The organism is Streptomyces sp. NPDC107528 (genome assembly GCF_055639295.1).
The window spans coordinates 329011-353375 of record NZ_JBVKAV010000003.1 but is presented as its reverse complement, the minus strand read 5'-3'; the positions used below and the strand labels follow the sequence as shown (position 1 = coordinate 353375).

General features: G+C 71.0%; 22 protein-coding genes. 15 read left to right on the top strand and 7 right to left on the bottom strand.

Annotated elements, in window-relative coordinates; translation table 11 throughout:
* The first annotated feature begins 10 nt into the window (after positions 1-10).
* Entirely contained in the window at positions 11-838 is an 828-nt protein-coding gene (locus ACZ7L5_RS11420; RefSeq protein ID WP_471516375.1) for a peptidoglycan recognition protein family protein, read from the top strand.
* A gap of 29 nt (positions 839-867) precedes the next feature.
* Here ACZ7L5_RS11420 and ACZ7L5_RS11415 read toward each other — a convergent pair whose 3' ends face one another.
* The gene (locus tag ACZ7L5_RS11415; protein WP_362383436.1) at positions 868-1572 is read right to left on the bottom strand and encodes a FadR/GntR family transcriptional regulator; all 705 of its coding nucleotides are present in this window, start codon (positions 1570-1572) and stop codon (positions 868-870) included.
* Positions 1573-1767: 195 nt separating this feature from the next.
* Between ACZ7L5_RS11415 and ACZ7L5_RS11410 the strand changes: the two genes are divergently transcribed.
* Genes ACZ7L5_RS11410 through ACZ7L5_RS11375 form a run of 8 tightly spaced genes read left to right on the top strand, consistent with a single transcriptional unit; the run spans position 1768 to position 9594 of the window.
* The gene (locus tag ACZ7L5_RS11410) at positions 1768-2838 is read left to right on the top strand and encodes a sugar ABC transporter substrate-binding protein (RefSeq protein ID WP_471516747.1); all 1071 of its coding nucleotides are present in this window, start codon (positions 1768-1770) and stop codon (positions 2836-2838) included.
* A complete protein-coding gene (locus ACZ7L5_RS11405) occupies positions 2835-4349 on the top strand; it encodes a sugar ABC transporter ATP-binding protein (RefSeq protein ID WP_471516373.1) in 1515 nt (504 codons plus the stop codon). Before ACZ7L5_RS11410 ends, ACZ7L5_RS11405 begins: the two co-directional genes overlap by 4 nt.
* Complete coding sequence (locus tag ACZ7L5_RS11400; RefSeq protein WP_471516371.1) at positions 4342-5367, top strand: ABC transporter permease; 1026 nt, start codon at positions 4342-4344, stop codon at positions 5365-5367. Before ACZ7L5_RS11405 ends, ACZ7L5_RS11400 begins: the two co-directional genes overlap by 8 nt.
* Positions 5368-5404: 37 nt before the next feature.
* Positions 5405-6757: an L-fuconate dehydratase gene (locus tag ACZ7L5_RS11395; RefSeq protein WP_471516369.1), complete on the top strand. Its 1353-nt coding sequence runs from the start codon at positions 5405-5407 to the stop codon at positions 6755-6757.
* Complete coding sequence (locus tag ACZ7L5_RS11390; protein WP_471516367.1) at positions 6754-7509, top strand: SDR family NAD(P)-dependent oxidoreductase; 756 nt, start codon at positions 6754-6756, stop codon at positions 7507-7509. Before ACZ7L5_RS11395 ends, ACZ7L5_RS11390 begins: the two co-directional genes overlap by 4 nt.
* On the top strand, positions 7506-8453 hold the full coding sequence (locus ACZ7L5_RS11385; RefSeq protein WP_471516365.1) for an aldo/keto reductase: 948 nt from the start codon (positions 7506-7508) through the stop codon (positions 8451-8453). The genes ACZ7L5_RS11390 and ACZ7L5_RS11385 overlap by 4 nt, the downstream gene beginning before the upstream one ends.
* Positions 8450-8764: an L-rhamnose mutarotase gene (locus tag ACZ7L5_RS11380; protein WP_471516363.1), complete on the top strand. Its 315-nt coding sequence runs from the start codon at positions 8450-8452 to the stop codon at positions 8762-8764. Before ACZ7L5_RS11385 ends, ACZ7L5_RS11380 begins: the two co-directional genes overlap by 4 nt.
* Positions 8761-9594 carry an amidohydrolase family protein gene (locus ACZ7L5_RS11375; protein ID WP_471516361.1) on the top strand — a complete coding sequence of 278 codons (834 nt, stop codon included), beginning with the start codon at positions 8761-8763 and terminating at the stop codon, positions 9592-9594. The genes ACZ7L5_RS11380 and ACZ7L5_RS11375 overlap by 4 nt, the downstream gene beginning before the upstream one ends.
* On the opposite strand, the gene ACZ7L5_RS11370 is transcribed toward ACZ7L5_RS11375, so the two are convergent.
* Positions 9582-11003, bottom strand: a complete 1422-nt coding sequence (locus ACZ7L5_RS11370; protein WP_471516359.1) for a lipase maturation factor family protein — start codon at positions 11001-11003, stop codon at positions 9582-9584. The two genes, ACZ7L5_RS11375 and ACZ7L5_RS11370, sit on opposite strands and share 13 nt — an antisense overlap.
* A 112-nt stretch (positions 11004-11115) precedes the next feature.
* On the opposite strand from ACZ7L5_RS11370, the gene ACZ7L5_RS11365 reads away from it, so the two are divergent.
* From ACZ7L5_RS11365 to ACZ7L5_RS11355, 3 genes are all read left to right on the top strand, one after another.
* Positions 11116-12438, top strand: coding sequence for a DUF6777 domain-containing protein (locus ACZ7L5_RS11365; protein ID WP_471516358.1), 1323 nt, complete (start codon positions 11116-11118; stop codon positions 12436-12438).
* Positions 12439-12525: 87 nt separating this feature from the next.
* Positions 12526-14601, top strand: coding sequence for a SpoIIE family protein phosphatase (locus ACZ7L5_RS11360; protein WP_471516356.1), 2076 nt, complete (start codon positions 12526-12528; stop codon positions 14599-14601).
* Positions 14602-14632: 31 nt separating this feature from the next.
* Positions 14633-15496, top strand: a complete 864-nt coding sequence (locus ACZ7L5_RS11355; RefSeq protein ID WP_384184005.1) for an Fpg/Nei family DNA glycosylase — start codon at positions 14633-14635, stop codon at positions 15494-15496.
* A 44-nt stretch (positions 15497-15540) separates the two neighbouring features.
* Here the strand turns inward: ACZ7L5_RS11355 and ACZ7L5_RS11350 are convergent, their stop codons facing one another.
* From ACZ7L5_RS11350 to ACZ7L5_RS11340, 3 genes are all read right to left on the bottom strand, one after another.
* Entirely contained in the window at positions 15541-16200 is a 660-nt protein-coding gene (locus ACZ7L5_RS11350; RefSeq protein ID WP_365052908.1) for a zf-HC2 domain-containing protein, read from the bottom strand.
* A gap of 151 nt (positions 16201-16351) precedes the next feature.
* A complete protein-coding gene (locus ACZ7L5_RS11345; protein WP_328877739.1) occupies positions 16352-16867 on the bottom strand; it encodes a hypothetical protein in 516 nt (171 codons plus the stop codon).
* A gap of 146 nt (positions 16868-17013) precedes the next feature.
* Positions 17014-17559 carry a sigma-70 family RNA polymerase sigma factor gene (locus ACZ7L5_RS11340; protein ID WP_467477374.1) on the bottom strand — a complete coding sequence of 182 codons (546 nt, stop codon included), beginning with the start codon at positions 17557-17559 and terminating at the stop codon, positions 17014-17016.
* A gap of 212 nt (positions 17560-17771) precedes the next feature.
* On the opposite strand from ACZ7L5_RS11340, the gene ACZ7L5_RS11335 reads away from it, so the two are divergent.
* A complete protein-coding gene (locus ACZ7L5_RS11335) occupies positions 17772-18920 on the top strand; it encodes a CapA family protein (protein ID WP_328877737.1) in 1149 nt (382 codons plus the stop codon).
* Positions 18921-18931: 11 nt separating this feature from the next.
* On the opposite strand, the gene ACZ7L5_RS11330 is transcribed toward ACZ7L5_RS11335, so the two are convergent.
* Positions 18932-19411: a MarR family winged helix-turn-helix transcriptional regulator gene (locus ACZ7L5_RS11330; protein ID WP_362383465.1), complete on the bottom strand. Its 480-nt coding sequence runs from the start codon at positions 19409-19411 to the stop codon at positions 18932-18934.
* A 57-nt stretch (positions 19412-19468) separates the two neighbouring features.
* Between ACZ7L5_RS11330 and ACZ7L5_RS11325 the strand changes: the two genes are divergently transcribed.
* Positions 19469-20284 carry an alpha/beta fold hydrolase gene (locus ACZ7L5_RS11325; protein WP_471516351.1) on the top strand — a complete coding sequence of 272 codons (816 nt, stop codon included), beginning with the start codon at positions 19469-19471 and terminating at the stop codon, positions 20282-20284.
* Between the two features lie 156 nt (positions 20285-20440).
* On the opposite strand, the gene ACZ7L5_RS11320 is transcribed toward ACZ7L5_RS11325, so the two are convergent.
* Positions 20441-20902, bottom strand: coding sequence for a universal stress protein (locus ACZ7L5_RS11320; protein ID WP_471516349.1), 462 nt, complete (start codon positions 20900-20902; stop codon positions 20441-20443).
* A gap of 88 nt (positions 20903-20990) precedes the next feature.
* Between ACZ7L5_RS11320 and lysX the strand changes: the two genes are divergently transcribed.
* Positions 20991-24269 carry a bifunctional lysylphosphatidylglycerol synthetase/lysine--tRNA ligase LysX gene (gene lysX, locus ACZ7L5_RS11315; RefSeq protein ID WP_471516347.1) on the top strand — a complete coding sequence of 1093 codons (3279 nt, stop codon included), beginning with the start codon at positions 20991-20993 and terminating at the stop codon, positions 24267-24269.
* Positions 24270-24365: the final 96 nt, after the last annotated feature.

The window sequence follows — 24365 nt, the reverse complement described above, 5'->3', positions numbered from 1 at the left end:
CATGTGCGCCTTGGAGGCACTCTTGAAGCTCGTCACGCGAGCCCAGCTGGGCTGGCCCGCATCCGCCGCACCCACGCAGACATCGACCAAGGGCGTGAAAGTCCACTACGAAGGCGCGCCGGTCAGCCTGCAGCTCCTCGAAGACCACGATCTCTGCATCGCCAAGTGGAAGAAGATCCGAGTCGACCACCTGGCGAACAAGAAGGAGAACTACTCGGACATCGCCTACAACTACGGCGCCTGCCCGCACGGTCATCTCCTGGAGGGCCGGGGCCTCGGCAAACGCACCGGGGCGAACGGGAACCAGGACCTGAACCGCGGCCACTACGCGATCATGGGCCTGGTCGGCGACGAGGGGCTCACCAAGCCGACGGACGCGATGCTCGGCGCGATCCGCGACGGGATCGAGCTGCTGCGGAAGCACGGTGCCGGCATCGAGATCAAGGGGCACCGGGACGGCCTCGCCACGGAGTGTCCGGGCCGGCACCTGTACGCGTGGGTGAAGGAGGGTGCGCCGCGGCCGGGTGGTTCGCCGCCCGATCCCGCACCGAGGCCGGTGGTCGACGTGTCGAAGGTGGTCGCCGCGGCGCTGAACGACCCGGCCGCGCCGGGCGCACCGGTGTCGTACCCCGGAGTCAAGATCGTGGAGCAGGCGCTCGTCGCCGAGGGCCTCCTCGGACCGAGCCTCGCGGACGGCCACTTCGGCACGTCGACCGTGGCGGCCTACGCCGCCTGGCAGCGCCGCTGCGGCCTCACCGGCGATGACGCCGACGGCATCCCCGGCCGGGCGTCACTGGAGACGCTCGGCCGGGAGCACGGTTTCGACGTGAAGCCGTAGCGAACGGCGCGGGCGCGTCCGGGCGGCGATCAGCCGCCCAGCTGCATGCGCAGCCACTGCTCCACTTCGCCCACGTGTGCGGCCGCCGCGGCCCTGGCCGCCTCCGGATCGTGGGCCACCAGGGCGCGGTGGATCGCGGCGTGTTCGCGTCGGGTGCGGGTGAAGGCGCCCTCCTCCTGGTAGCCGCGCCAGACGCGGGCCCTGAAGGTACGGGAGGACAGTCCCTCCAGGATCGCGGCCATGGTGTCGTTGCCGGCGGCGGCCGCGATCACGCGGTGGAAGGCCAGGTCGTGGGCGAGGATCTCCTCGGGGTCCTCCGTGGCGTTCATCGCCGTCAGATGCTTCTCGACCTCGGCGAGCTGGTCCGGTGTGATGCGCGCCGCCGCCAGCGCGGTCGCCGTCGACTCCAGGATGCGGCGCACCTCAAGCAGCTCCACGAGACGCGGGCCCCGGGAGAGGTCGGCGACCACGCCGAACGTCTCCAGCAGGTCGCCGGCCTCCAACTGGGTGACGTAGATGCCCGAACCGTGCCGGGCCTCCAGCACCCCCAGCACCGTCAGTGCGCGGATCGCCTCGCGCATCGAGCTGCGGGAGATGCCGAGCTGGACCGCCAGATCGCGTTCGGTCGGCAGGCGCTGGCCGGGCTCCAGCCGGCCCTCGGCGATCATCGCCTTGATCTGCTCCAGGGCGCGCTGCGTCACGGTGCCCTTCTGTGGGGCCGTCTCGTCTTCCACGCCGTTCCTCCCGTCGCCCGAGGCGCCTGAGCGGGCCCGGTGAGCCGCAGTGTAATCACCAGGTTGGTCCGACCACTACGGCTGGAAACATCGAAAAACTGCCTCCCGAGGGTGTTGCGTCGGCGAAGTGGTCTGATAAATATGCGGGCATCTGCTCGAACACGCTCAACGAGGAGCCGCCAGATGCACGGCCAGATGCACGGCACGACAGCGCGGAAGCAGAACAGTTCGCGGAGGGGCAAAGCGGTGGCCGCAGTCGCCGGCGCCTGTCTCGTGCTCGCCGCGTGCGGCAGCACCAAGGACACCGGCGCCGCGAGCGCCGAAGGCGGCGGCAGCGGCAAGGTCGGGGTGATCCTGCCCCTGCTGACCTCGCCGTTCTGGCAGTCGTACAACGACTATGTGCCCAAGATGGCCGACTCCGAAGGCGTCGAGGCGCTCAAGACGGTCAACTCCAACAGTGACCCCTCCCAGCAGATCACCGACATCAACAACCAGCTCAACCAGGGCGTGAAGGGCCTCGTCGTCGCCCCGCTGGACAGCGCGGCCATCGAAGCGGGCCTCGACCAGGCGGAGCGCAAGGGCGTGCCGGTGGTCGCCGTCGACGTGGCGCCCGACAAGGGCAAGGTCGCGATGGTGGTGCGCGCCGACAACGTGGCCTACGGCGAGAAGGCCTGCCAGTACCTCGGCGAGCAGATCCCCTCCGGCAAGGTCGTACAGATCATGGGCGACCTCGCCTCGGTCAACGGCCGTGACCGCTCGGAGGCGTTCCGCGCCTGCGTGAAGAAGAACTTCCCCAAGCTGAAGGTCCTGGAGATACCGGCCAAGTGGGAGTCGGACACCGCGGCCTCCAAGCTGGACACCCTCCTGAACGCCAACCCCGACATCAAGGGCATCTACATGCAGGCCGGCGGCGTCTACCTCGCGCCGACCATCCAGACCCTCAAGTCCAAGGGGATGCTGAAGAAGGCCGGCCAGTCGGGCCACATCACCATCGTCTCCAACGACGGCATCCCGCAGGAGTTCGACGCCATCCGCAAGGGCGAGATCGACGCGACCGTCTCCCAGCCCGCCGACCTGTACGCCAAGTACGGCATGTACTACATCAAGGCCGCGATGGCGGGGAAGACCTTCAAGCCCGGCCCGACGGACCACGACTCGACCATTGTCGAACTCCCCAGCGGCATCCTGGAGGACCAGCTGCCCGCCCCGCTGGTCACCAAGGACAACGTCGAAGACCCCAAGCTCTGGGGCAACACGGTCAAATGAGTACGCCCGTGATCACACCCCTCGTCGAGGCGCGCGACATCGTCAAGCGCTACGGGCCCACCACCGCCCTCGCCGACGGCCGGCTCAGCGTCGTGCCCGGCGAGTCCCACGCCCTCGTCGGCCGCAACGGCGCCGGCAAGTCGACCCTGGTCAACATCCTCACCGGCCTCCAGGCGGCCGACGAGGGCGAGGTCCGCTTCGACGGAGAGCCCGCGCCCGCGCCGGCGGACCGGGATGCCTGGCGCCGCAAGGTGGCCTGCGTCTACCAGAAGCCCACCGTCGTCCCGGAGCTGACGGTCGCCGAGAACCTGTTCATCAACCGCCAGCCCCTTAAGCGCGGCTTCATCAGCTGGCGCAAGCTGCGCGCCGAGGCCGCCCGGCTCCTCGCCACCTGGGACGTCCACGTCGACCCCTGGGCCCGCACCGCCGACCTCAAGGTCGAGGACCGTCAAATGGTCGAGATCGCCCGGGCGTTGAGCTTCGGCGCCCGCTTCATCATCCTCGACGAGCCCACCGCCCAGCTCGACAACCGCGAGATCGAGCGGCTGTTCACACGGATGCGGGCGCTCCAGGACTCCGGCGTCACCTTCCTGTTCATCTCGCACCACCTCCAGGAGGTGTACGAGGTCTGCCAGACCGTCACGGTCCTGCGGGACGCCCGCTGGATCACCACCGCACCGGTCGCCGAACTCCCGCGCCGGGCGCTGGTGGAGGCCATGGCGGGGGAGTCGCTGGAGACCATCGCCGAACAGGCCGTGGACCCGAGGGACGTCGATCACGACGCCCCCGTCCTGCTCGAAGCCCGCGGGCTCACCTCGCCGGCGTACCGGAACATCGACCTCACCGTCCGCCGCGGCGAGGTCGTCGGACTCGCCGGGATCAGCGGCAGCGGCAAGATCCAGCTTGCCGAGTCCTTCGCGGGACTGCACACCCCGACCGGCGGGAGTGCCCGACTGGACGGTGAGAGGCTCCCGTTCGGCGATGTGCAGGCCGCCCTCAAGGCGGGCGTCGCCTGTGTGCCGCGCGACCGGCACGACCAGGGCCTGGTCGCCGGCATGACCATCGGCGACAACGCCACCATGAGCGTCCTCGACCGGCTCGGCCGCTTCGGCTTCGTCGGGACCGACCGCAAGCGCGGCTTTGCCCACGCCCTCATCGACCGTCTCGACATCCACACCGAGGGCCCCGACCAGCCCGTCTCCGACCTGTCCGGTGGCAACGCGCAGAAGGTCGTCATGGCCCGCGCCCTCGCCTCCGACCCCCGTCTGCTCGTGCTGATCAACCCCACCGCGGGCGTCGACGTGAAATCCAAGGAATCCCTGCTCGCCCGCATGGACAGCGCCCGCGAGGACGGCACCTCCGTACTCGTCGTCTCCGACGAACTCGACGACCTGCGCCGCTGCGACCGCGTCCTCGTCCTGTTCCACGGCCGTGTCGTCGCCGAGCACCCGGCGGGCTGGCGCGACCACGAGCTGATCGCCTCCATCGAAGGAGTGGCCGACAATGGCTGACACCAAGGCCCCACCGGCCCTGCCCGTCAAGGTGCCGGACGCCCGTGCCGCCAGGACGGTCCTGCTCCGCCGTGCCCGCGAACTCGCCCTGGTACCGGCCCTGTTGCTCCTCCTGGTGCTCGGCGCGGTCGTGAACGACTCGTTCCTCACCGAACGCAACCTGATCTCGATCCTCGGCGCCTCCGCCGCCCTTGCGATGGTCGTGCTGGCCGAGTCGCTGGTCCTCATCACCGGCAAGTTCGACCTGTCGCTGGAGTCGGTGGTCGGCATCGCACCCGCCGTCGGAGCGCTCCTCGTGCTGCCCGCCGCCCAGTCCGGCTGGGGCACCGAACTCCCCGCCGCACTCTCCCTGTTGGCGGTCCTCGTGGTCGGCGCGGCCGTCGGGGCCTTCAACGGCGTCCTGGTCGTCAAGTTCAAGCTCAACGCGTTCATCGTGACGCTCGCGATGCTGATCGTCCTGCGCGGACTGATGGTCGGCGCGACCAAGGGCAAGACGCTGTTCGGCATGCCCGACAGCTTCTACTCCCTCGCCACCACGACCTTCATCGGCATCCCGATGTCGGTGTGGCTCGCGGCGGCCGCCTTCGCGATCACCGGGTTCGTGCTGAAGTACCACCGCATCGGGCGCGCCCTGTACGCCATCGGCGGCAACGCGGACGCCGCCCGCGCGGCCGGCATCCGGGTCGAGCGCGTGATGCTCGGCGTGTTCGTCGTGGCGGGCACGCTCGCGGCCGTCGGCGGGATCATCCAGACCGGCTACGTCGGGGCGATCAGCGCCAACCAGGGCAACAACATGATCTTCAAGGTGTTCGCGGCCGCGGTGATCGGCGGCATCAGCCTCGACGGCGGCCGGGGCACCATGTTCGGCGCCCTGACCGGCGTACTCCTCCTGGGTGTCGTCCAGAACCTGCTCACCCTCGCCCAGGTCCCGTCGTTCTGGATCCAGGCCATCTACGGCGGAATCATCCTGGTCGCCCTCATGATCGCCCGCGTGACGACGGGCCGTGCGCAGGACTGACCCGGCGCCGTCCCCACCATCGACCGAAAGGCCCTCTGTGTCCCCGACCCCCGGTCCCCCCGTCCGCGTGACCGCGCTCGACACCTACGACATCCGCTTCCCCACCTCGCGCGCGCTCGACGGCTCCGACGCGATGAACCCGGACCCGGACTACTCGGCCGCCTACGTCGTGCTGCGCACCGACGGGACGGACGGGCACGCGGGGCACGGATTCACCTTCACCATCGGGCGGGGCAACGAGGTCCAGGTCGCCGCGATCGAGGCGCTGCGCGGACACGTCGTGGGCCGGCCCGTCGAGGAACTGTGCGCCGACCCGGGGACCCTCAACCGCGACCTGATCGGTGACAGCCAGCTGCGCTGGCTCGGACCCGAGAAGGGCGTGATGCACATGGCGATCGGCGCCGTCATGAACGCCGTGTGGGACCTGGCCGCCAAGCGCGCCGACAAGCCCCTGTGGCGCCTGCTCGCCGACGCCGACCCGGAGTGGATCGTCCGCCAGATCGACTTCCGGTACCTCACCGACGCGCTCACCCCCGAGGAGGCGCTGGCCATCCTGCGCCGGGGCCGGGAGGGAACCGAGGAGCGCACGGCCCGGCTGCTGGAGCGCGGCTACCCCGCCTACACCACCTCCGCCGGCTGGCTCGGGTACGACGACGACAAGCTAGGCCGCCTCGCCGCCCAGGCCGTCGCCGACGGCTTCCGGCAGATCAAGCTGAAGGTCGGCGCCGATCTGGAGGACGACGTACGGCGCTGCCGTGTCGCCCGCTCCGTCGTCGGGCCGGACGTCCGTATGGCGATCGACGCCAACCAGCGCTGGGACGTGGCCGAGGCGATCCGCTGGACCAAGGCCCTCGCGGAGTTCGACCCGTACTGGATCGAGGAGCCCACCAGCCCCGACGACGTCCTCGGCCACGCGGCGGTCCGCGAGGCCGTCGCCCCGGTGAAGGTGGCCACCGGCGAGCACGTGCAGAACAGGGTCGTCTTCAAGCAGCTCCTCCAGGCCGGCGCCCTGGACGTCGTCCAGATCGACGCCGCCCGCGTCGGCGGCGTCAACGAGAACCTCGCCATCCTGCTGCTCGCCGCCAAGTTCGGCGTCCCGGTCTGCCCGCACGCGGGCGGCGTCGGCCTGTGCGAACTCGTCCAGCACCTGTCGATGTACGACTACGTGGCCGTCACCGGCACCACCGAGGACCGCGTCATCGAGTACGTCGACCATCTGCACGACCACTTCCTCGACCCGGTGGTCATCAGGGAAGGTCACTACACGGCACCCACCGCGCCGGGCTTCTCCGCCGCCATGCGGCCCGATTCGATCGAGCGCTACACGTTCCCGGACGGCGCCTTCTGGGCCGCCGACCTCCAGACGCAGAAGAAGGGGCACGCGGCATGAGCGACTTCGACGGTCTCAAGGCGCTGGTGACGGGAGGCGCCTCCGGCATCGGCCGGGCCACGGCCGAACTCCTCGCCGCGCGTGGCGCCCAGGTCGCCGTACTGGACCTGGACCCGGCCTCCGTCGAGAAGCCACTGCTCGCCTTCCGCGCCGACGTCACCGACGACGTGTCCGTACGCGAGGCCGTGGCGGCCGCCGTGGCCGGCCTCGGCGGACTGGACGTGGTGGTCAACAACGCCGGCATCGGCGCCCAGGGCACCGTCGAGGACAACGACGACGCCGAGTGGCACCGGGTCCTCGACGTCAACGTCGTCGGCATGGTCCGGGTGGCCCGCGCCGCTCTGCCTCATCTGCGGGAGTCCTCGCACGCGGCGATCGTCAACACCTGCTCCATCGCCGCCACGGCCGGGCTGCCGCAGCGTGCGCTGTACAGCGCGACCAAGGGCGCCGTGTACTCGCTCACCCTCGCCATGGCCGCCGACCACGTCCGCGAGGGCATCCGCGTCAACTGCGTCAACCCCGGCACGGTCGACACCCCCTGGGTCGGCCGCCTGCTCGACGCGGCCGCCGACCCCGCCGCCGAACGCACCGCGCTGGAGGCCCGTCAGCCCACCGGCCGCCTCGTCTCGGCCGCCGACGTCGCGGGCGCCGTCGCCTACCTGGCGAGCCCGCTCTCCGGCGCCACCACCGGTACCGCCCTCGCCGTCGACGGCGGCATGCAGGGCCTGCGCCTGCGGCCGGTGAGCCAGTGAGCATCCCCCGGGGACTCGGCTTCGGAGCCGCCGTCATCGGCAACCTCTACACCCAGGTCACCGACGAGCAGGCGCATGAGGCGGTGTCCGCCGCCTGGCAGCGCGGCATCCGCTACTACGACACCGCACCCCACTACGGCCTCGGGCTGTCCGAACGCCGCCTCGGCGCCGCCCTGCGCGAGCACCCGCGGGAGGAGTACACGGTCTCCACCAAGGTGGGCCGCCGCCTGGAACCCCAGGCCGATGCAGGCGACGACCTGGCGAACGGCTTCGCCGTCCCCGCCACGAAACGCCGCGTCTGGGACTTCAGCGCGGACGGCGTACGACGCACCCTGGACGCCGGCCTGGAACGGCTCGGTCTCGACCGTGTCGACATCGTCTACCTCCACGACCCCGACGACCACGCCGAGCAGGCCTTCCGGGAGGGCTACCCGGCCCTGGAGAAGCTCCGCTCTCAGGGCGTGGTCGGCGCGATCGGCGCGGGCATGAACCAGGCGGAGATGCTCACCCGCTTCGTCCACGACACGGATGTCGACGTGGTGCTGTGCGCGGGCCGCTACACGCTGCTCGACCAGAGCGCGCTCACGGACCTGCTGCCCGCAGCCGTGGAGCGAGGCGTGTCCGTGGTGATCGGCGGTGCCTTCAACTCGGGTCTGCTCGCGGATCCCAAGCCGGGGGCGACCTACAACTACGCCGAGGCACCGGCCGACCTGCTGGACCGGGCCGTACGCATGAAGGAGGTCGCGCGGCGCCACGGCATCACCCTGCGCGCCGCCGCGCTGGCGTTCTGCATGGCCCATCCGGCGGTGGCGAGCGTTCTGGTGGGCGCCCGCTCGGCCGATGAAGTCCACGACTGCGTCGATCAGTTCGCCACACCGGTCCCCGCGGCCTTCTGGCAGGAGCTGCGGGACACAGGCCTCCTGGTCAACGAGGTGCCGTCATGAGAGTCGCCCTGCACACCAAGGTCCGCGCGGACCGCGTCGCCGAGTACGAGGCCGCTCACCGGGAGGTGCCGGCCGAGCTCACGGACGCGATCCGTGCCGCCGGTGCCACCTCCTGGACGATCTGGCGCAGTGGCACCGACCTTTTCCACGTCCTGGAGTGCGAGGACTACGGCCGCCTGCTCGCCGAGCTGGCGAAACTGCCGGCCAACGTGGCCTGGCAGGCCCGGATGGCCGAGCTGCTGGACGTCGTGCACGACTACTCCGACGAGGGCGCGGACGCCGGGCTGCCCGTCGTGTGGGAGCTGCCGTGACGACCGTCGACGCCCACCACCACGTCTGGGACCTGTCGGTGCGCGACCAGGACTGGATCGCGGGACCCGAACTCCAGCCACTGAGAAGGAACTTCACGGTCGACGACCTCGCCCCCGAGGCCCGGGCCGCCGGAGTCGACCGTACCGTTCTCGTCCAGACGGTCACGGTCGCCGAGGAGACCCCGGAGTTCCTCGCCCTGGCCGCCGAGCACGAGCTGATCGCGGGCGTCGTCGGCTGGACCGACCTCACCCGCCCGGACGTCGCCGAGGAACTGGCCCGGCTGCGGGAGCTGCCCGGCGGCCGGTACCTGAAGGGCATCCGCCACCAGGTGCAGGGCGAGCCCGATCCGGAGTGGCTGCTGCGTGCGGACGTACGGCGCGGACTGGCCGCCGTGGCCGAGGCGGGGCTGGCCTACGACCTCGTGGTGCTGCCCCACCAGCTGCCCGCCTGCGCCAGGGCAGCCGCCTCCCTGCCCGAACTCACCTTCGTCCTGGACCACTTGGGCAAGCCGCCCATCGCGTCCGGCGAGCGCGCGCCCTGGACGTCCGACGTCCGCGCCCTCGCCGCACTCCCGAACACCGTCTGCAAGCTCTCCGGCATGGTCACCGAGGCCGACCTGGTCTCCTGGACCGTCGACGACCTGCGCCCGTACGCCGATGTGGTGCTGGAGGCCTTCGGCCCGCAGCGGCTGATGTTCGGCTCCGACTGGCCGGTGTCCACACTGGCGGCGCCGTACGGCCAAGTGCTCGCCACAGCACAGGAGTTGACGGGCCCGGACGATCGCGCGCACATCTTCGAAGCGACCGCCACCCGCGTCTACGACCTCTGAGCCACGCCAGCCAGGCGCGTCGGCGGCAGATACTCCCGTACGAAGGTCCGCTCCCAGCACGCGCCCGTCTCCCGCAGCTCGCGCCAGGTCGTGTAGCGGTAGCGGAAAAGGCGGGCGCGGACATGGCGGGGCGGCACGTCCGGCGGGAACGGCGAGCGGCGCAGCAGCTTCAGCGTGTCGCGGTCGTTCTCCAGCAGCCGCTCCACCAGTGCGCCGAACCACGAACCGGCGTATGCGGGCGACAGCGCGGCGAACCACATCAGCCAGTCCAGCCGTAGGTGGTACGGCGCGAACTGCCGAGGCCAGCGCCGCGGATCACCCGGCTTGCCCTTGAACTCGTACTCCCGCCAGTCCGAGTCCTCTCGCGGTACGTCGTCGGCGGTGCCCTCGATCACCACCTCGTACCGGACCCTGCTGACACTGCCGAACGCGCCGTAGGTGTTGACCAGGTGGAGCGGGTCGAAGGAGCGGTTCATGATCTGGCGGCGGGAGATCATGTTCGCGACCGGGTGGTAGCTCAGGCCGGCGAGGAGCACGGCGACCACGAGGACCACGATCACGTACCACAGCGGCGCGTCGGGCACGGACGGCGGATCGCTCGGGAAGCGCACCGCCGACAGGGCCAGCACGATGGTGATCCAGTTCAGCCAGGAGAAGTTGCCTGACAGAACCAGCCACAGCTGGGTGACGATCATCAGCGCCGCGGCGGCCGTGGCGATCGGCTGAGGGGTGAAGAGGAGGACCGGCACCACGAGCTGGGTGACGTGATTGGCGGCCACCTCGACCCGGTGCACAGGCCTCGGCAGATGGTGGAAGAACCAGCTCAGCGGTCCCGGCATCGGCTGGGTCTCGTGGTGGTGGTCCAGGCAGGTCAGCTTCCGCCAGCAGGCGTCGCCGCGCATCTTGATCAGGCCCGCGCCGAACTCGACGCGGAACAGGATCCAGCGCAGCAGGAACAGCACCACGACCGGCGGCGCCACCTCGTCGTTGCCCAGGAAGACGGCCAGGAAGCCGACCTCCAGCAGCAACGACTCCCAGCCGAACGAGTACCAGGTCTGGCCGACGTTCACGATCGACAGATACAGCGCCCACGGGACCAGCCACAGCAGCATGGCGCCCCACAGCGGCACCACGGAGTCCAGCCCGGCGAGCAGCGCCACCGACACCGCACAGCCCGACCAGGCACAGGCCGCGAAGAACCGGTCCGAGTAGTGGAGTTGGAACAGGCTCGGGGCGGTCCTGAAGGGCACCCGCTCGACGAAGCGGGGCACGGGCAGCATGCCGCGCTCGCCCATGAGCGCGCGGAACTGCAGTGCCGCCGTCAGGAACGCGACGAGATACACACCGGCCAGAGCCCGCTGGAAGACCAGCCGGCTAGTCCAGTAGTCCGGTGCGGTGAACCAGTCCACAGCCGTGCCCCTCCTCTCTCCATTGTCGCGTCGGGCGACCCTTGTGACTCTCCGTATACCACCTCTCCGCTTGCGTAACCCGAGTGAGTGAAGCAGACAATTAGGGACGAAATTGCTGATCTCCGATGACCGGCGGGAGGACGTGGTGCGGACACCCACCCGAACCCTCGTCACGGCCTGCGCGCTCTCGGCGGCGCTCGTCGCCGCCGGCTGCGGTGTCGCCGGCGACGAGGATGCGGACACGGGCGGCAAGCTCTTCCTCCAGCCCGTCGCCGACCAGGGGCCGGACCCCTTCACCGACTCCACGGTCACGTCGACCGTCACCCCGTCGCCCATCACCCGGACGCCGAGGCCGGCGCACTCGGGACGGACCGGGCTCCAGCCCCTGTCCGGCGAGACACCCGGCCTGTACGGCGGCACCCAGGGCGCCGGAAGCTGTGACGTCCGGCGGCAGATCGACAAGCTCACCTCCGACCGTGCCAAGGCCCGCGTCTTCGCCCAGGCGGCGGGCATTCCCCAGGCGTCGATCCCCGCCTATCTGCGCGGGCTGACCTCGGTCGTCCTTCGTGCCGACACCCGGGTCACCAACCACGGGTTCCGCGACGGCATGGGAACCGGCTACCAGTCCGTCCTCCAGGCGGGCACCGCCGTCCTCGTCGACCACCACGGTGTGCCCCGCGTCCGCTGCGCCTGCGGCAACCCGCTCGCCCCGCCCGTCCACCCGCACGGCACCCCGGGCACCAGCGGCCGGGCCTGGTCCGGGTACCGGCCGAGCCAGGTGGTCGTGGTGGCCCCGACGATCCGGATGATCACCAACATCACGATCATCGACGTCGTCGACAACACCTGGATCGAACGGCCGATCGGTCACCAAGGCCACCACCGCGACCACGCCGTTCGGCCGCCGAAGCCGGTGGTTCCGACTCCGCACGACAGCGGCCCGCGCGGTGACGTCAGCGTGTTCCCCGAGGACGGGAGTGCGCCGCCGTCCGATGGGCGTACCTCCCCGCCCGAGCCGCCGACCGACTGCGTGACCCCGACGGCCACCGCCGCGCCCGGGACCAGTGACGGCAGGCCGGCCAGGGCCCCGTCGGACACGCCCAGCACCCTCCCCGCCGACTGTCCGACCGCCACTGCCACAGCGACGCCCCCGACGACCGAGCCCGGCCGCACGCCCGCACCGCCGGAGCCGCCCGGCTCGACCGAGCCGTCCGACGCGCCCAGCCCCTCCGGCTCCCGCACGCAGCCGGGGACCTCCACCGGGTCCCCGGAGGAAGTCGGACCCCAGGCCGTCCCGGACGCCCCCGACGCCCCCGACGGCGCTGGGCTGATCCCCGACGCCCCCGACAGCACCGACGCGCCCGTCCTCCCCGGCGCCTCCGACCGGACGAACGGCAGCATCTTCGGCAGCCCGACCGACGTCTTCAACGGCTGACAGAGGCCGGAACATGGTCATGGAATCGGGCAGGGCAGTTCCGTCGCCCCGGTCGAAGAATCCGGCAAATCCTGGCAAGGTGGCCCCATGGTTGATCGGGGAGCGAGCGCCCTGTCACTCCCGGACGACTGGCCCGCCCACCCGGATCCGATCCTGGCGCTCAATCGCATGGGCAGCTTCGACTGGGATTTGGACTCCGGGGTGTTCCACATGGACGCCCAGGCCCACGAGGTCTTCGACGTGCGCCCCGACGAATACGACGGCAAGCCCGAGAGCCTGGCGATCCGGGTGCCGCGCCCCGAGGCCTTTCGACTGGACGGCCTGGTCTCCAAGGCCCTGAAGGACGGCAGCGAGAACTACGGCGCCTACTTCCGCATCCGCTGCCGCGACGGCACCCTGCGCTGGACCCACACCCAGGGCTACATCCGCCGCGACGAGACGGGCCGCCCCCGCCGCATCATCGGCATCGTCCGGGACGCCACCGAAGAACTCGCCGAGAGCGAGGAGCGGCGCGAGCAGGCGGCCGAGTACGAGGCGCGTCGTCAGCAGACCAGCGTCGTCCAGGTCACCACGGCCGCCCTCGCCCACGCCCGCACCGTCCAGGACGTCATCGACGTCCTCAAGGACACCCACGGCATCACCCACTTGGGCGCCACCAGCCTGGTCATGGGCCTGGTCGAGGCCGGACGCATCCGGCTGGTCGCCGAGGGGCCCGCGGGCAGCTTCGTGCCCGGCACCATGGTCACCCGGATCGACGAGCAGTACCCGATGAGTGAGGTCGTACGGACCCTCAGCCCGCGTTTCATCGAGTCGCCGGAGGAGTTCGCGGAGCGCTATCCGATCCTCTGGCCGAACATCACGGACCTGAACATCACGGCCGCCGCCTACATGCCGTTGATCGCACAGGCCCGGCCGATCGGCGCCATCGGACTGCTCTACAGCGACCGGAGCGGCTTCACCACCGAGGAGCGCAACGTGCTCGTCGCCCTCGGCAGCAGCATCGCGCAGAGCCTTCAGCGGGCCATGTTCTACGAGCAGGAGAAGGACCTCGCCACCGGCCTCCAGCAGGCCATGCTGCCCCGCACCATCCCCAGCGTGCCCGGCGCCGACGTCGCCGTCCGCTACCGTTCCGCCTCGCTCGGCCGGGACATCGGCGGCGACTGGTACGACCTGATCCCGCTGCCGGGCGGCCGGGTCGGCGCCGTCATCGGCGACGTCCAGGGCCACGACACCCATGCCGCCGCCGTCATGGGGCAGTTGCGCATCGTCCTGCGCGCCTACGCCGCCGAGGGACACACCCCGGCCACGGTGATGGCCCGCGCCTCGGTGTTCCTGCACGAACTGGACACCGACCGCTTCGCGACCTGCCTGTACGCGGAGGCCGACCTGTCCACCGGAGTCGTGCAGGTGGTCAGGGCCGGCCATATCGACCCCTTGCTGCGGGAACCGGGAGGCGCCTGCCGGCGCGTCGCGGTGGAGGGCGGGCTGCCGCTCGGCCTGTCGGCGGAGTTCGGGCGGCTCGAATACCCGGTCGGCACCATCGAGCTGGACTCCGACCACACCCTCCTGCTGTGCACCGACGGCCTGGTCGAACAGCCCGGCGCCGACCTCGACGACGGCATGCAGACCCTGACCGCGCTCATCGCGGCCGGCCCGAACGACGTACGGGATCTCGCCGACCTCCTCATCGACGTCGCCGAGGAACGCGGCGGTGACGACGACGTGGCCCTGCTCCTGCTGCGCCGCCGGGTCCTGGACGCCCCGCAGGCCGGAGGCCGCCTTCAGCAGCATGTCGCCCCCGGTGACCCCGAGGCCCTCACCGGCGCCCGGCACATGATCCGCGCCGCCGTGCGCGCCTGGGGCGCCGAGGACCGGGCCGACGAGATCGAGCTGGTCGCCGACGAGCTGATCACCAACGCCCTGATGCACACCGAGGGCGCGGCCGTCGTGACCCTGCGGGTCCTCGCCGGCTCCGACCGCCGGCTGCGGGTCGAGGTCGAGGACTCCTCCAGTGCCCTGCCGCGCCGCCGCGAGGCGGGGGAGTCGGGCGTCTCCGGCCGGGGTCTGCTCCTCGTCGACCTGCTCACGGACGTGTGGGGCGTGGAGGCGCGCGGCGGCGGCAAAGCGGTGTGGTGCGAGTTCGTGGTGCCGGAGCGGAGCTGAGCCTGTCGGTGCCGGATGGCACTCTGGACGTATGCCGGAACTCCCCGAGGTCGAAGCGCTCAAGGACTTCCTGACCGAGAACCTGGTCGGCCACGAGGTCGTGAGGGTGCTGCCCGTCGCGATCAGCGTCCTGAAGACGTACAACCCGCCGGTCACCGCCGTCGAGGGGCACGAGGTCACCGCGGTGCACCGCTACGGCAAGTTCCTCGACCTGGTCACGGCCGACGGCCCCCACCTGGTGACCCACCTCGCCCGCGCGGGCTGGCTCCACTGGAAGGACGAGCTCCCCAGCGGGATGCCCCGCCCCGGCAAGGGTCCGCTCGCGCTGCGCGTGGCCCTGGAGACAGGCGCGGGCTTCGACCTCACGGAAGCCGGAACCCAAAAGCGCCTCGCGGTGTATGTCGTGGGCGACCCCCAGGAGGTCCCGGGCATCGCGCGCCTCGGCCCGGACCCGCTCGCCGACGACTTCGACGAGACGCGCTTCGCGGCCCTGCTCAAGGACGAACGCCGCCAACTCAAGGGCGCCCTGCGCGACCAGAGCCTGATCGCCGGGGTGGGCAACGCCTACAGCGACGAGATCCTGCACGCGGCGAAGATGTCCCCGTTCAAGCTGGCGGCCTCCCTGACACCCGAGGAGACGGGCGCGCTGTACGAAGCCCTGCGGACGACCCTCACCGAGGCGGTCGAGCGCTCGCGCGGGGTGGCGGCCGGCCGGCTGAAGGCCGAGAAGAAGAGCGGCCTGCGTGTCCACGGCCGCACCGGCGAGCCCTGCCCGGTGTGCGGCGACACCATCCGCGAGGTCTCCTTCAGCGACTCCTCGCTCCAGTACTGCCCGACCTGCCAGACGGGCGGGAAACCGCTGGCGGACCGCCGACTGTCGCGCCTGCTGAAGTAGCCGGAAGGGAACAGGCCGCAGCGAAGTGCATTCAGACAGCGGAACTACGGCTCACGGGGCTTGAGCGTCACCAGGTGCTCCCCGTCCGCCGTTCTCACCTCGTAGCGGGCGATCTCGTCCATGTGCATCGCCGAGGCCCCCGTCATGGTGTTCTCCGCGGTGTCGTGGTCACCGGCGTGCCAGCTGGTGACGGTCTCCTCCGTGCCGTCCCGGCCGACGGCGATCAGATGACAGGGGCGCGACCCCGCGCCGTCCTTCACCTTCAGCTCCACCTGGCTGCCGTAGCCCTCGTTCTCGGTGGTGACCTGCGCCCACACACCCGAACGGGCGTCGGTCGCCTCGACCACCTGTGCGGCACTGTCGTCGCCGCTCGCGATCATCGCGACTCCGGGTCCGGCCAGGGCGATCACCACCGATGCCGCCACGGCGTACATCGTGCGCCGGCGCCGGGCGCGGTGGCGGACCGCCACCGTTTCGAGCAGCCGGTTCAGCATCTGCGGGCCCGGCTTGGCCATGGGGTGCACGAACTGGGGCGTGGACCGCCGGTACAGCATCAACTGGCGGGTGATGGGCCCGAACTCGGTCACGTGTGCCGCACAGCGGGGGCACTCCATGAGGTGGTCCTCGAAGCGGAAAGCCTCCGCCTCGTTCAGCACGCCGAGCGCGTACGCGGCGACGTCGCGATGCCTCTCCAGGGACCTCATGCCGAATCCTCGTGCCGTTGGGTGTGGGGTGTGTTACTCCTTGCGCCCACTGGTACGCACCAGGCAGTCGAATCACTCAAGGCCGCTACCGAATCGCAACCAAAGGATTCGTAGCGGCCGGGGCCGAGGATTGGTCCGAGAAGAAAACAACTTAAAAAAGATGGATGGCGAGGTGCCCGAGCGGCAGTCCGAGCTGCCACGCCGGCGTCCACACCTTCGGCCCGTCGTCCTCACCGACCAGCGCTCCGCCGCCCGGTACCGCGTTCAGATCGGGCGCGAGCAGCTCGGTCTCCTGCAGCCAGCGCCAGGCTGCCTCCGCCAGCTCCAGGTCGGGCGCGGGCCCACCCGACTCGACGGCCTCGGCCGCCAGGCCCGCCATGCGCTCGCGCACCCACTCCTGCCACGGCTGGTCGTAGGCCGTGAGCGACAGCCAGGTCTCCAGCTGGGTGACGACCCGGATGCCGGAGAGCTCGCCGTCGGTGTCGGACAGGTAGATGGTGAGCGCCAGGGCATCGCGCCCGGCGCGGAACTCGAAGGACGTCGGCGGCATGAGATCGCCGGTCCGCAGCAGCTCGTCGGCGATGTACTCGGCGTACAACCACGCCATGGGGACGGTCAGTTCACCGCCACCGGTGCCGTCCGTGCTCTCTTGACCTCTGTGCAGCATCCCTTCCTGCCTTCCTCCGGTGAGTGCGTCGCCCTACCCCGGGGCCCTGGGCCTCTGCCCAATCCGGAACACGGATGAGGACAGCCGATTACTCAACCGGGGTGTTCAGCAAGGCGCTTTACGGAGGTTTGACTAAGCCATTGGTTTCACCGCAGGTCGGCCGCGTATCCCGGAAGCACCCGGCGCAGGGCCCGCAGCGCGTAGTACGCGCGGGACTTCACCGTACCGGGCGGGATTCCGAGGGTCTGAGCGGCTTCCGCAACACTCGCCCCTTGGAAGTACACCAGCACCAGAACTTCACGGTGCTCCGGAGTGAGTGTCTTCACAGCATCGCGCACATCGAGCATCTCCGCGGCCCGCTCGGCGTGATCGGACATCACCCGTGCGTTCTCCAGGATCGCGTCGCCGACCTCCGGCGGCCGGGCCTGCCGAGCCCGCCGCGCGTCGATCGCGAGCCGCCGCCCGACGGTCATCAGCCACGGCCGCACGGAGTCGAAGTCGTCCGCGCGCAGGGCCTCGGGATGCTGCCAGGCGCGCACCAGCGTCTCCTGGACGAGGTCCTCGGCACGCTGCCGGTCGCCGTCGCAGAGCCGGAGCAGGAGCGCGAAGAGGGGCCGGCCGTGCTCGCGCTGCAGCGCTGCGAGCTCGTGCTCGGCGGTCGTCCCGTTCGTGAGGGTGATTCCGGCCGTCATGGCCGTATGGCATCGCAGGTGCCTGTTGCGGGACAGGGCACGCACACGGATCTGCGGCGGACGGTCGATCGCGTCGGCGAACGGTTCGGTGAACGGTTCCTTCCGCCTATGGGGCGCGCGCCGGACGGCCTAATGAAAGTGGCCGGATTGTTTGCGGGCGGGTATGGCTTCGTACCTATTGATGCGTATATACGACCACGAGGGGTGAGCCGATGATCGCACGCAGTCGAGTTGTGGCCCTCGCTGCGACCGCCGTTCTCGCCGCGGGCGCCGCCTGCCAGGCCCACAGCCGGGACGCTCCGGGGAACCCGGGTCCCGCCGTCAAGGAGCCCCGTGGCTTCACGCTCGTGGCCTCCGGCGACGTCCTCCCGCACAGCGCGATCATCGAACGCGCCCGCTTCGACTCGGGCGGCTCCGGATACGACTTCCGCCCGATGCTCGCCGGCGTCGAACCCGTGGTCTCGCGCGCCGACCTGGCGCTGTGTCACATGGAGACCGTCTACGGCGAGAACGGCGAGTACACCGGCTACCCCCGGTTCAAGTCCCCGCCGGAGGTCGCCCGGGGCCTCGCCGCCACCGGTTACGACGGCTGCTCCACCGCCTCCGACCACAGCCTCGACGACGGCGCCGCCGGCATCCTGCGCACCCTGAACGCCCTCGACCGGGCGAAGGTGCGGCACGCGGGAACGGCGCGCACCGAGGCCGAGGCGCGCACGGTGACCGTGCTGCGCGCGGGGGCGGCCAAGGTCGCGCACCTCGCGTACACCTACGGCGTCAACGGTTTCCCGCTTCCGTCGGGGCAGCCGTGGGCCGTCAACATGATGGACCAGACCAAGATCCTCACGGATGCCCGCGCTGCCCGGAAGGCGGGCGCCGACGTGGTCGTCGTATCGCTGCACTGGGGCACCGAATGGCAGGACGCGCCCGACAGCCAGCAACTGGCCCTGTCCCGCGAGCTCACGGCCGCCCGCACCGGCGGGCGCCCCGACATCGACCTGATCCTCGGCACCCACGCCTATGTGCCGCAGGCGTACGAGAAGGTCAACGGCACCTGGGTGGTCTACGGCATGGGCAACCAGATCGCCGGCGCGATGTACAACGACCGGGGCGTGCAGGACCCGCGCGGCAACCAGTCCACCCTCGCCCGCTTCACCTTCAAGCCGCCGGCCCGCAAGGGTGCTCGCTGGCAGGTGGCCAAGGCCGAGTTCGTGCCCCAGCTGTTCGACATCGACGCCGGCCGCGTGATCGACCTCAATCGGGCGCTCGCCAAGGGCGCCGACGTGCGCGGCGTGCGGGACCGGATCCGGGACGTCGTGCTGAGCCGTGGGGCGGGGAAGGACGGGCTGGTGATGGCGGAGTAGGAGGGGCGGGCTCAGTCGATGTCGACGTGGTCGAAGGTCCGCACCATCTCCGTAAGCACCCGCACGCACGCCCGCACCTCGGCGTCGGTCAGACTCCCGCCCACCTGCCGGTTGAGGGTGTGCTCCCGGGCGAGGACGGCCGCGATGACGTCCCTGCCCTCCTCGGTCAGCCGGATCAGCGACGACCGCTGGTGCGCGGGGTTCGGGATGAGCTCCACCCAGCCGCGGGCCGCCGCGTCGTTGACCATGCGCTGCACGAACTGCCGGCTCAGTGCCTGGGCCCGGCCCATCTGCGGCACCGTCATGGGCCCGTGCTGCCGGAGCAGATTGAGGACCGCCCGTACCCCGGCGGACACCCCCTCCACCGGTTCGCCCTGTTCGACCTTGCGTGCGGCGAACCGGTAGAGGGGGCCCACCAGGTCGAAGACCTCGGTGAGGCGGCGGCCGAGTTCGTCGGGAGGGAGCGGGAGGGGTGCGTCGGCGTGAGTCACGCGTCCATCATGACACCTCGGTTGTCAAAGCCCTGAAAAGATGACACCTTGGTTGTCATGACAGTTGCTTCGGAACTGACCACCTTCACGTCCGCCGACGGCGACCTCGCCTACCTCGACAGCGGTTCAGGGGACCTCGTGCTCCTCCTCCACTCCGGGTACGTCGACCACCGGGTCTTCCACCGTCAGATCCCGGCCCTCGCCGGCGAGTACCGGGTGGTCGCCCTGGACACACGCGGCCACGGGGCCTCCGCCAACGCGTCCATGCCCTTCCGCTGGGCCGACGACGTGGCCGCCCTGCTGCGCCACCTCGATGCCGGGCCCGCGGTTCTCGTCGGCGTCTCGATGGGCGGGCTGGCCGCCACCAACACGGTGCTGGAGCACCCGGAACTCATCCGTGCGGTGGTCACCTGCGGCGCCGCGACCGGAGAGTTCCAGTACACGGACGACTGGACCCGCGCGCTCCAGGCCGAGATGGCGAGCAAGCTGGCCGCGGGGGATGTCGAAGGCTGGCTCGACGCCTTCGTGAAGGTCGTGCCCGGCGAGCACCGCAGCCTGGCCGACGTCGACCAGGACATCCTGCGCCTGATGCGGGACATGGCCGGCAACACGCTTTCGAAGCACACGCCCGGCGAGAAGGACTGGTTCGTGCCCGTGACCGACACCTTCGCCCGGGCATCGGAGATCGCCGTCCCGCTGCTCACCCTCAACGGCGGCCTGGAACCCGCCGACATGCTCGCCGCGGCCGAGCGGCTCGCCGCCACCGTCCGTGACGGCCGTGCCGAGGTCATCGAAGGCGTCGGCCACTACCCGAACCTGGAGAAGCCGGAGATCTTCAACCGGATCCTGTCCGAGTTCCTGCACACCCTCTGACGCGCCCTCATCCGGCGGCGCGGCAACTCAGATCGTTCGCCGACGGCGAGTCCGGCGCGAGCCGCGGCCACGAGCCCCAACGCCGCGCCGGATCGTCGTACCCGGGCGACGAGCTCTCGTCCCGCCGCCCCTCGGTCACTGCGGCCTGTACGGCTCCTACGGCACCACCGTCACCGGCCACCGCCCCGCCTTGACCAACCGCACCGCGACGGAACCGACGATCCGGTGCCCGGCCTGCTCCGAGGCGCCCACCACCACGGCGTCCGCCTTCAGGTCGTCCGCCGCCTTCACCAGGCCGTTGTAGGGGTCGCCGGGGAAGGTGTGGAACTCCCAGCGGATGTCGAATATCCCCTTCACCCGCTCGGTCGCGTCCCTGATCTGGGCGATCAGGTCCTCGGCGATCTCGTCGGTGGTCTCCGCAACCGGCGCCCCGAGGGCCGCGCCCGCCGACATCACCGGCTGCACGTACACGACGGCGAGCAGCGCGTGCTGCCGTCGGGCCAGGCCACCGGCGTAGGCCGCGGCGCGGAGCGAGGAGTCGGAGCCGTCCACCCCGACCACGATGACCTTGGGCCCGTCAGTGCCCCGCTCGAACTGGTGCGAGTGCTGTTCCGTCACGGCACGGAGGCTATCGGAAGCCGCTGGTCCCGCCGTCGGGCAGGCCGCTCGACGGGCGAGGAGGCCGCGGGCTTCCTAGAGTCGGAGCATGAGTGCCACCGTGGAGGTCACCCGCGAGAAGGGTGCCACGGGCCCGATACGGTCGCCCCGGAACGGCTTCCTGCACAGGGTGCCGCAAGGATTCGCGGCCTTCTTCGGCGCCCTGGGACTGCTCTGCGCCCTACTGGCCGTCATCCCGCCGCTGCGCACCGCGCTCCGCCCGGTCGTGCGCGGCCTCGACCAGATCATCGTCCCCGTCAGCGCCAACCTCGCCTACGCCGTCTTCCTCTTCCTGCTCGCCGCCGCGACAGCGGCCCGCAAGAAGATCGCCTGGTGGCTGGTGGTCGTCTACCTCGGGCTGCTGGTCCTGAGCGACCTGCTCGGCACGATCTTCGGCGACTACGCCGACTCCGTCCCCTCCCTGATCGTCTGCGCCCTCGCCCTGGGCCTGCTGATCGTCGCCCGCAAGGAGTTCTACGCCGCCTCCCGCCGCGCCGCCGTACGCCGGGCCCTCGGTGTCCTGGTCGCCGGGCTGGCCGTCGGAATCCTCATCGGCTGGGGGCTGGTCGAACTGTTCCCCGGCACGCTGCCGCAGAGTCAGCGCCTGGCGTGGGCCGCCGACCGGGTCTGCGGCGGCCTCGTCTCCGGCGCCTCCTACGACGGACGCCCGCCCCGCCCGCTGTTCTTCGTGCTCGGACTGTTCGGCGCGCTCGCCCTGCTGAACGCCGCCGCCACCCTGTTCCGCTCGCAGCGCATGGAGGCCGCCCTCCACGACGACGAGGAGGCCCGCATCCGCGCCCTCCTCAAGGCCTACGGCGGCCAGGACTCCCTCGGCTACTTCGCCACCCGGCGCGACAAGGCCGTCGTCTTCTCGCCCAGCGGCAAGGCCGCCGTCACCTATCGCGTCGAGGCCGGCGTGTGCCTCGCCAGCGGAGACCCGGTCGGCGACCGGGAGGCCTGGCCGCGCGCCATCGCCGCATGGCTGGAGGCGGCCCGCCGGCACGCCTGGGCGCCCGCCGCGATGGGCGCCTCCGAGGACGGGGCCAAGGCCTACGCGCGCGCCGGGCTCGGCGCCCTCCAACTCGGCGACGAGGCGATCCTTCAGGTGTCCGACTTCGACCTCGACGGCCGCGACATGCGGGTCACCCGGCAGGCCGTGCACCGGGTCCGCCGCACCGGCGCCCACTGCCGCATCCGCCGCCACTCCACCCTCACCGAGGCGGAGATGGAGGAGCTGATCGCCAAGGCCGACGCCTGGCGCGACACCGAGACCGAACGCGGCTTCTCCATGGCCCTGGACCGCCTCGGCGACCCGGCCGACGGTGACTGCCTCTTCGTGGAGGCCCTCGGCGAGGACGGCGAGCTGCTCGCGCTGCTCTCCTTCGTGCCCTGGGGCAGGGACGGCATCTCCCTGGACCTGATGCGCCGGGACCGCGGCGCTCCCAACGGCGTCATGGAGTTCATGATCGCCGACCTGTGCGCGGCGGCACCGAAGATGGGCATCCGCAGAATCTCCCTGAACTTCGCCGTGTTCCGCTCCGTCTTCGAAGAAGGCGCCCGCATCGGCGCCGGACCCGTGCTGCGGCTGTGGCGCCGCCTGCTGCTGTTCTTCTCCAAGTGGTGGCAGCTGGAGGCCCTGTACCGCTCCAACGCCAAATACCAGCCGCAGTGGTTCCCACGGTTCATCTGCTACGGGGAGGCCGCCTCCCTCGCCCGCATCGGCACGGCGTCCGCCATCGCCGAGGGCTTCGTCTCCGTACCGTCGCTGCACCAACTCCGCAGAAAGGGGCACCCGCGAGGCGGACCGCGGCCCGCGACCACCGAAGGACTGCCCTCGCTGGCGGCGCTCGGCCTCGACGGAGGGGACGAGGCCGGGGCGGCCGGGCCGGATGCGGGCCTGCCCGAGCAGGTCCGCATCCGGCACCACACCCTCGACCGGCTGCGCGCCGACGGCGTCGACCCCTACCCGGTCGGCATCCCGGTCCGCACCCACGCACTGGCCCACGTCCACAAGGGCGAACAGGTCACCGTCGCCGGCCGGATCATGCTCGTCCGCGACTTCGGCGGCATCGTCTTCGCCGTGCTGCGCGACTGGTCGGGCGACCATCAGCTCGCCCTCACCCGCAAGGACTCCGGCGCCGCCCTCAAACGCTTCACCGCCGACACCGACATCGGCGACCTCATCAGCGCCACCGGCCTGGCCGGCGCCAGCGACAAGGGCGAACCGACCGTCTTCGTCACCTCCTGGCAGCTCATCGGCAAGTGCCTGCGCCCGCTGCCCGACAAACGCCGCGGCCTCGCCGACCCCGAGGCCAAGGTCCGCATGCGCTACCTCGACCTGGTCTCCAGCCCCGCCGCCCGCGACGTGGTCCGGGCCCGCTCCACCGCCATCCAGGCGGTGCGCCAGGGCCTGCTGCAACGCGGCTTCCTGGAGGTCGAGACGCCGGTGCTGCAGCAGATCCACGGCGGCGCCAACGCCCGCCCGTTCACCACCCACATCAACGCCTACGACCTCGACCTCTATCTGCGCATCGCCCCCGAGCTCTATCTCAAGCGGCTGTGCGTCGGCGGCGTGGAGAAGGTCTTCGAGATGGGCCGCACCTTCCGCAACGAGGGCGTCGACTACAAGCACAACCCCGAGTTCACGATTCTGGAGGCCTACCAGGCGTACGCCGACTACGACGTGATGCTCGACCTCGTCCGCGAACTGATCCAGGGGGCCGCCACCGCCGCCTTCGGCTCGCCGGTCGCCCGCAAGGACGGCACGGAGCACGACATCTCGGGGCAGTGGCCGGTCAAGACGGTGTACGGCGCGATCTCCGAGGCGCTGGGGGAGGAGATCGACCCTGACACGGAACTCCTCCGGCTGCACCGGTACTGCGATCGCGTGGGCGTGCCGTACACGGCAGACGACGGCCAAGGCGACGTCGTTCTGGAGATGTACGAGCGGCTCGTCGAGGAGAAGACCCAGCTGCCGACCTTCTACAAGGACTTCCCGACCGACGTCTCCCCGCTGACCCGCCAGCACCGCACCGACCCGCGTCTCGCCGAGCGCTGGGACCTCGTCGCCTTCGGCACCGAACTCGGCACCGCCTACTCCGAACTCACCGACCCCGTCGAGCAGCGCCGCCGCCTCACCGCCCAGTCCCTGCTCGCCGCCGGGGGAGACCCCGAGGCGATGGAACTGGACGAGGACTTCCTCGACGCCCTCGAGTACGCCATGCCGCCCACCGGAGGCCTCGGCATCGGCGTGGACCGCCTGGTCATGTTCCTCACCGGTCTGACGATCCGTGAGACCCTGCCGTTCCCCCTCGTCCGCCGCCGCTGACGGCGCCTCGCAGACCTGAGGGCTGCGCCGGCCGGGTGTTTTCGTACGGCCGTACCGGTGTCGCACTGGTGCGTCGGTCGCTCATCGGGCGACGGA

Bases quoted from the DNA above. Each gene is read 5' to 3' on its own strand.
- ACZ7L5_RS11410 (WP_471516747.1), top strand. From the start codon at position 1,768: ATGCACGGCACGACAGCGCGGAAGCAGAACAGTTCGCGGAGGGGCAAA.
- ACZ7L5_RS11405 (WP_471516373.1), top strand. From the start codon at position 2,835: ATGAGTACGCCCGTGATCACACCCCTCGTCGAGGCGCGCGACATCGTC.
- ACZ7L5_RS11400 (WP_471516371.1), top strand. From the start codon at position 4,342: ATGGCTGACACCAAGGCCCCACCGGCCCTGCCCGTCAAGGTGCCGGAC.
- ACZ7L5_RS11390 (WP_471516367.1), top strand. From the start codon at position 6,754: ATGAGCGACTTCGACGGTCTCAAGGCGCTGGTGACGGGAGGCGCCTCC.
- ACZ7L5_RS11380 (WP_471516363.1), top strand. From the start codon at position 8,450: ATGAGAGTCGCCCTGCACACCAAGGTCCGCGCGGACCGCGTCGCCGAG.
- ACZ7L5_RS11360 (WP_471516356.1), top strand. From the start codon at position 12,526: ATGGTTGATCGGGGAGCGAGCGCCCTGTCACTCCCGGACGACTGGCCC.
- ACZ7L5_RS11355 (WP_384184005.1), top strand. From the start codon at position 14,633: ATGCCGGAACTCCCCGAGGTCGAAGCGCTCAAGGACTTCCTGACCGAG.
- ACZ7L5_RS11350 (WP_365052908.1), bottom strand. From the start codon at position 16,200: ATGAGGTCCCTGGAGAGGCATCGCGACGTCGCCGCGTACGCGCTCGGC.
- ACZ7L5_RS11345 (WP_328877739.1), bottom strand. From the start codon at position 16,867: ATGCTGCACAGAGGTCAAGAGAGCACGGACGGCACCGGTGGCGGTGAA.
- ACZ7L5_RS11340 (WP_467477374.1), bottom strand. From the start codon at position 17,559: ATGACGGCCGGAATCACCCTCACGAACGGGACGACCGCCGAGCACGAG.
- ACZ7L5_RS11335 (WP_328877737.1), top strand. From the start codon at position 17,772: ATGATCGCACGCAGTCGAGTTGTGGCCCTCGCTGCGACCGCCGTTCTC.
- ACZ7L5_RS11325 (WP_471516351.1), top strand. From the start codon at position 19,469: ATGACAGTTGCTTCGGAACTGACCACCTTCACGTCCGCCGACGGCGAC.
- lysX (WP_471516347.1), top strand. From the start codon at position 20,991: ATGAGTGCCACCGTGGAGGTCACCCGCGAGAAGGGTGCCACGGGCCCG.